Raw genomic sequence first — 2,397 nt, forward strand, 5'->3', positions numbered from 1 at the left:
GATAGTGGCGAAACGGACTCGATCCGCGAAAATCTGATGCTCGCTATCGCGCAAAGCGAAGCGAATGTGTATGATCCTAATCAAGAACAAGAAAAAGGCGGGTTCCGTCTCGTCCGGCAGGAGAAGGGCAAGTTCGTACTTCTCTCCGATCTCTAGGCGGGGCCCAGGGCAGTCAACAAAAGGACGCTGAACATGCGCCATCCGGTTCTAGTAGTGCTGTGCCTTGGCGGTACGGTAGCCCTTTCGGCTTGTCAGAAGAACACAGATGCCGAAGTGCAAAGGGCCCTCAAGGACGTCAACGTCATCGACGAATCCAACCTCAGCGAGGTCATGCTCACGGTGGCCGACCCGAACGAGGCTGTTTCTTATTTCACTCGGACACTGCAACAGAATCCCGGACGAATTGACTTGATGCGCGGGCTGGCCCGCTCTTTGGCCAGAGCGCAGAAGCCGACCGAATCCGCGCAAGTCTGGCGCCAGGTCGTCGGGCATGCGGAAACGACACCCGAAGATCGGGTAATGCTGGCAGACGCATTGATCCGGTCGAACCAGTGGCCGGAGGCCAAGGCCGAGCTGAACCAGATCCCGCCGACGCACGAAAGCTATGACCGCTACCGCCTGGAAGCTATGGTCGCCGACTCTGACAAGAACTGGAAGAAGGCCGACAGTTTCTATGAGATAGCGGCAGGCCTGACGACCACTCCGGCCGGGGTGCTCAACAACTGGGGCTTCTCAAAGCTGACGCGCGGCGATGCGCCCGGTGCCGAAAAGCTTTTCATGGAATCGCTGACCTACGACCCCTCGACCTTCACGACCAAGAACAACCTCGTGCTCGCCCGGGCCGCGCAGCGCAAGTATGATCTTCCGGTGGTCCGGATGACCCAGACAGAACGGGCCGAGCTCCTTTATTCCATGGCCCTTGCCGCCATCAAGCAGGGTGACGTTTCGGTCGGCAAAAGCCTTCTGAACCAGGCGATCGAGACCCATCCCCAGCACTTCGAGGCCGCCGTCCGCAGCCTTGAGGCCCTCGATGCCAATGTGAAGACCTGATGCTTGAACCAACCGATGCGATGATCCTCCTCGTCCCCGTGCTGCCCATAGCGATATGGGCAGCGATGTCGGACCTGAAGCGGATGAAAATCCCGAACAACTCCGTCATCGCCATGGCCGCGGTCTGGCCTTTGCTCGGCTGGTTTCTGGTGCCCTGGACAGCGTGGCTCTGGGGCTTTGCCATCATGGCGGCGGTCTTTGTGGCCGGGTTTCTCTTGTACCTCACCGGAACCTTTGGCGCCGGGGATGCGAAGTTTGCGGCCGCGATGGCGGGCGTCTTCGTCGGCGGCAACATCGGCGAGATCATGTTGATCATCTTTGTCTGCATGGTCGGTGCGCTGCTCCTGCACCGGATCCTGCGCAGCCTTTCCTTCGTCCGCAACGCGACGCCGGACTGGGTCAGCTGGACCCAACGCCGCTACTTTCCCTTCGGACTAGCTTTGTCGGCTATTGTGGTGTTCTATCTTATTGCCGCCATCTGGCCGCAAGTCTGACACAAGTCGCGTTTACGACTCAAATCGAAGCCCTTTGCTACGATTGTCCACGGAGCTTGTCGAATGAACGCTGAAGCCCCGATTTCGGGCGTCCAACCGCCGCCCTCACCCCGGTCGCTGGATGATACCGGCCTGTCGATCATCATGATGCGCGACATCCTGTTGAAATCGATGTTCCGGACCAACCAGTCCCAGGTTACGCAGCTGTCGAAGATCATCTGCCTGCCGGTGCCCCTGACCCAGGAACTTGTCGACCTTGCCCGCACCCAGAAGCTCCTTACAGCAATGGGAACCATGCACGCGACCGCCGGCAACGAGATGGGCTACGAGCTTACCGATGCCGGCAAAGCCCGCGCTCTCGACGCTCTCAGCCAGTCGGAATATTACGGCGCGATGCCGGTTCCGCTGGAACAGTATTCGGTCCAGATCAAGCGCCAGTCCGTCCGCGACATCCGCCTGAACCGCGAGCAGCTTCTCTCCGGCATGGGCCACCTGATCCTGCCGCCGGACCTGATCGACAACCTCGGCCCCGCCGTGACCTCGGGCCGCTCGATCCTGCTTTACGGCCCGCCCGGCAACGGCAAATCCTCGATCTCGCACGGCATCCGGGCGGCCCTTGGCGACAAGGTCTACGTCCCCCGCGCCATCGAGTATTCCGGCCAGATCATCAGCGTCTACGACCCGATCGTCCACTCGGCCGCCGAATCGTCGGTCGACGATCCGAACTCGCTCCGCCGCACCTCGAACAAGTTCGACAACCGCTACGTCTACTGCGAGCGCCCCTCGGTCATCACCGGCGGCGAACTGTCGCTGGAAATGCTCGACCTGAACTACAACCCGGTCGCCCGCACCT

2 protein-coding genes and 1 pseudogene are annotated in these 2,397 nt (G+C 60.7%); all 3 read left to right on the plus strand.

Annotated elements, in window-relative coordinates:
• Positions 1-192 precede the first annotated feature (192 nt).
• Positions 193-1,050, plus strand: coding sequence for a tetratricopeptide repeat protein (locus ACRCSW_RS17855; RefSeq protein ID WP_438706997.1), 858 nt, complete (start codon positions 193-195; stop codon positions 1,048-1,050).
• Positions 1,050-1,544 carry an A24 family peptidase gene (locus ACRCSW_RS17860; RefSeq protein WP_438706998.1) on the plus strand — a complete coding sequence of 165 codons (495 nt, stop codon included), beginning with the start codon at positions 1,050-1,052 and terminating at the stop codon, positions 1,542-1,544. The genes ACRCSW_RS17855 and ACRCSW_RS17860 overlap by 1 nt, the downstream gene beginning before the upstream one ends.
• 63 nt (positions 1,545-1,607) lie before the next feature.
• A pseudogene (locus ACRCSW_RS17865) lies at positions 1,608-2,397 on the plus strand (ATPase); the annotation flags it as partial.

Source organism: Tabrizicola sp., from assembly GCF_051645465.1.
In the GTDB taxonomy this organism is placed as follows: domain Bacteria; phylum Pseudomonadota; class Alphaproteobacteria; order Rhodobacterales; family Rhodobacteraceae; genus Tabrizicola.